This is a genomic window from Brevundimonas sp. CURTG3B2_SDJG (genome assembly GCF_057364705.1).
On record NZ_JBNFOJ010000271.1, the window covers coordinates 1 to 3,724 of the forward strand.

At 68.6% G+C, this 3,724-nt stretch carries 4 protein-coding genes and 1 pseudogene; 2 read left to right on the plus strand and 3 right to left on the minus strand.

The window, feature by feature from the left end:
* The 3 genes and pseudogenes from AC2W7C_RS14825 to AC2W7C_RS14835 all read right to left on the minus strand — a co-directional run.
* Positions 1 to 218: pseudogene (locus AC2W7C_RS14825) on the minus strand (hypothetical protein); the annotation flags it as partial.
* Positions 219 to 303: 85 nt separating this feature from the next.
* Complete coding sequence (locus AC2W7C_RS14830; RefSeq protein WP_486002104.1) at positions 304 to 1,071, minus strand: ABC transporter permease; 768 nt, start codon at positions 1,069 to 1,071, stop codon at positions 304 to 306.
* The gene (locus tag AC2W7C_RS14835) at positions 1,071 to 2,009 is read right to left on the minus strand and encodes an ABC transporter ATP-binding protein (RefSeq protein WP_486002105.1); all 939 of its coding nucleotides are present in this window, start codon (positions 2,007 to 2,009) and stop codon (positions 1,071 to 1,073) included. The genes AC2W7C_RS14830 and AC2W7C_RS14835 overlap by 1 nt, the downstream gene beginning before the upstream one ends.
* Positions 2,010 to 2,192: 183 nt before the next feature.
* Here AC2W7C_RS14835 and AC2W7C_RS14840 point away from each other — a divergent pair, with 183 nt between their 5' ends.
* Both AC2W7C_RS14840 and AC2W7C_RS14845 read left to right on the plus strand, forming a co-directional pair.
* Positions 2,193 to 3,506, plus strand: coding sequence for a PQQ-dependent sugar dehydrogenase (locus AC2W7C_RS14840; protein WP_486002106.1), 1,314 nt, complete (start codon positions 2,193 to 2,195; stop codon positions 3,504 to 3,506).
* 38 nt (positions 3,507 to 3,544) lie between these two features.
* A partial coding sequence (locus AC2W7C_RS14845; protein WP_486002107.1) for a hypothetical protein occupies positions 3,545 to 3,724 on the plus strand: 180 nt, incomplete at its 3' end.

Here is a 3,724-nt window from a genome sequence, read left to right on the forward strand (position 1 = left end):
GCGGGCGCCGCGCGCGGGATCATCGACCCCGTGAAGATCCCCGATGACGGCTGAAGGCTGGGGACCGGCCCCGTCGGCGGCTCGGGCAGGGGCGGAAGGCTTTCGCCCTTCGGCAGGGGCCCGGCCCGGAACACCGTGGCGGGCGGACGCCCCCAGTTCACGGCGGCGCGGCGGAACGGCGGAGGAGCCCCGTTCAGATTGGAACGATCATCAGACATCGGAACTCCCGCGCCGAATGGCGGCGCGCTTCAGGAACGCGAAGACCGCCAAAGGTGTCCGCCGATCTGGCCCGTTTCGTGACGGTCAATTCTTCAGCCGGTAGCCGGTCCTGAAGATCCAGCCGACCATGGCCAGCAGGACCGCGAAGAAGCCCAGCATGGCCAGGACGCTGTAGCCCAGGCTCACATCCGACTTCTCGTAGAACGCCCAGCGGAAACCCGAGATCAGATAGACCACCGGGTTGAAGAAGGTGACCGTCTTCCACGGCTCCGGCAGCCAGGCCGTCGGATAGAAGGCGCCGCCCAGGAAGGTCAGGGGCGTCACGATCAGCATGGGAATGAAGTTCAGCTGTTCGAAGCTCTGCGCCCAGATGCCAATGATGAAGCCGAACAGGGAGAAGGTCGCCGAGATCAGGACCAGGAAGGCCAGCATTTCCACCGGATGCAGGATCCGCATCGGCACGAACAGCGCCGCCGTGCCCAGGATGATCAGGCCCAGCATCACCGACTTGGTGGCGGCCGCGCCGACATAGCCCAGCACCGTCTCGAACGGCGAGATCGGGGCCGACAGGAGCTCGTAGATCGTCCCGGTGAATTTCGGGAAATAGATGCCGAACGAGCCGTTGAAGATCGAGTTGGTGAACAGGCTGAGCATGATCAGCCCCGGCACGATGAAGGCCCCGTACGGCACGCCGTCGACCTGGTCGATGCGCGAGCCGATGGCCGAACCGAACACGACGAAATAGAGGGCCGTCGTGATCACCGGGGTGACGATCGACTGCCACAGGGTGCGGAACGTCCGCGCCATTTCGAAGCGATAGACGGCCCAGACGCCATATCCGTTGAACGCCATCACGCCGCCTCCGACTTGGACTGGTGGACCAGGCCCACGAAGATGTCCTCCAGCGAGCTCTGCTGGGTCGACAGGTCCTTGAAGCCGATCCCCAGGTCGCTGAGCCGGCGCAGCAGGGAGGGCACCCCCGTCCGCTCGGCGTTGGAATCGAACACGTATTCCAGCTCGTGGCCCTCGGCCTTCAGCTCCAGCGCCCACTCGCCCAGTTCGGGCTGCAGTCCGGCCAGCGGCTCCTGCAGCTGCAGGGTCAGGGTCTTCTTGCCCAGCTTCTTCATCAGGGCGGTCTTGTCCTCGACCAGGATCAGTTCGCCCTTCAGGATCACCCCCACCCGGTCGGCCATCTCCTCGGCCTCCTCGATGTAGTGGGTGGTCAGGATGATGGTCACGCCGCGCTCGCGCAGCTTGCGGACCATGGCCCACATGTCCTTGCGCAGCTCGACGTCCACGCCGGCCGTGGGCTCGTCCAGGAACAGGATGTCGGGCTCATGGCTCAACGCCTTGGCGATCATCACCCGGCGCTTCATGCCGCCGGACAGGGTCATGATCTTGGCGTCCTTCTTGTCCCACAAGCTCAGGTCGCGAAGGATCTGTTCGACATAGGCCGGGTTCGGCGCCCGGCCGAACAGGCCGCGGCTGAAGGTGACGGTGGCCCACACCGTCTCGAACGCGTCCGTGGTCAGCTCCTGGGGCACCAGGCCGATCTTGCTGCGCGCCCGGCGGTAGTCCTTCTGGATGTCGTGACCGTCCGCCACCACCGTTCCGGTCGACGGCGTGACGATCCCGCAGATGATCGAGATCATCGTCGTCTTGCCCGCCCCGTTCGGCCCCAGGAGCGCGAAAATCTCGCCCTTGCGGATCTCCAGGTCGATGGATTTCAGGGCTTGCAGCCCCGACTTGTAGGTCTTGGTCAGACCCTGGATGGATATCACCGGCTGCATGCGCGCCCTCCCGAGGGCTTCGCAGATATGTGTCATCCCGCCGCACCTCAAGGCCGCCCCCGACCGCTGTCGCCACATTCCCGCCAGGTGGCGGGATCGAGGTGACGGAACCGCGTTCTCGGCGGCGTATTGAGCGCATGGCCGGTCCGCTCCCCGCGGCGGCCTCTCCGAAGGAGGTCCGCCATGATCCGCCTCACTTGTCTCGCTGTCTCGGGTCTCGCGCTGGCGCTTGCGTCCTGCGGCACCGAATCGACGCTGGACCCCGCCGCCGGCTACGGGCCCAACCCGACCCTGCCCGCTCCCAGCCGGACCCTCATCCCCACCGTCAACGTGGCGGACGCGACCGGCTGGCCCCCGGGCGCGGCCCCGACGCCGGCCCGAGGCTTCAGGGTCCAGGCCTTCGCGTCCGGCCTGGACCATCCCCGCTGGCTGTACCGGCTGCCGAACGGCGACATCCTGGTGGCCGAGACCAACGCCCCGCCCAAGCCGGAGGGCGAAAGCGGCGGATTCCGGGCCTGGGTCCAGGGCCTGTTCATGAAGAAGGCCGGCGCCCGCACGCCCAGCGCCGACCGCATCACCCTGCTGCGCGACGCCGACGGCGACGGGGTGGCCGAGACGCGGGCCGCCCTGCTGGAGAACCTGACCTCCCCCTTCGGCATGGCCCTGGTCGGCGACACTCTCTACGTCGCCAATGCCGACGCCGTCGTCGCCTTCCCCTATCGGACCGGCGAGACGCGGATCGACGCCGCGCCGCGGAAGATCGCGGACCTGCCGGCCGGCCGGAATCATCACTGGACCAAGAGCCTGGTCGCCAGCGCAGACGGCTCGCGCCTGTACGTCGGCGTCGGCTCCAACTCCAACATCGGCGAGAATGGTCTGGACGAGGAGCAGGACCGGGCCGCCATCCTCGAGATCGACCCCGTGACGGGCGCGCGGCGCGTCTTCGCCTCGGGCCTGCGCAACCCCGTCGGTCTGGCTTGGCAGCCTGACAGCGGCAAGCTGTGGGTCGCGGTCAACGAGCGCGACGAGCTCGGCGATGACCTGGTTCCGGACTACATGACCTCGGTGACGCCCGGCGGCTTCTACGGCTGGCCCTGGAGCTACTACGGCCAGACGGTCGACGAGCGGGTCGAGCCCGCCAACCCCGTGCAGGTGGCGCGCGCGATCCGGCCCGACTATGCGCTCGGAGCCCACACCGCCTCGCTCGGCCTGACCTTCGGGGAGGGAGGACTGCTTCCCGCCCGCTACCGTGGCGGCGCCTTCATAGGCCAGCACGGCTCATGGAACCGCCGCCCGCGCAACGGCTACCGCGTCCTGTTCGTGCCCTTCTCCGCCGGCGTCCCGTCGGGCCCGCCCGAGGATGTCCTCACCGGGTTCGTCAACGACCGCGACCAGGCCCTGGGCCGCCCCGTGGGCGTGCAGTTCGACCGGCTGGGCGCCCTGCTGGTCGCCGACGACGTGGGGAACGTCATCTGGCGGGTCTCGCCGGCCGCCTAGGAACGCGAAAGCGCCCCGGCGACGGGCCGGGGCGCTTCATGGCGCGAGTCTCGGTTCAATTCAGCGGCTGGACGACGATCGCCGGTTCCCGCGGCCGTTCGGGCGTGATCGCGGGCGCCGGAGGCGTGGTGTTCAGGGTCGCGGTCGACGACGTCGCGGCCGGAGCCGAGGCGACCGGAGCGGACGTGGCCGGCGCGGCGTTCAAGGCCGACGTCCCG

What these genes read in the sequence shown, in the direction of transcription:
- AC2W7C_RS14830 (WP_486002104.1), bottom strand. Translation starts at nt 1,071, where the DNA reads ATGGCGTTCAACGGATATGGCGTCTGGGCCGTCTATCGCTTCGAAATG.
- AC2W7C_RS14835 (WP_486002105.1), bottom strand. Translation starts at nt 2,009, where the DNA reads ATGCAGCCGGTGATATCCATCCAGGGTCTGACCAAGACCTACAAGTCG.
- AC2W7C_RS14840 (WP_486002106.1), top strand. Translation starts at nt 2,193, where the DNA reads ATGATCCGCCTCACTTGTCTCGCTGTCTCGGGTCTCGCGCTGGCGCTT.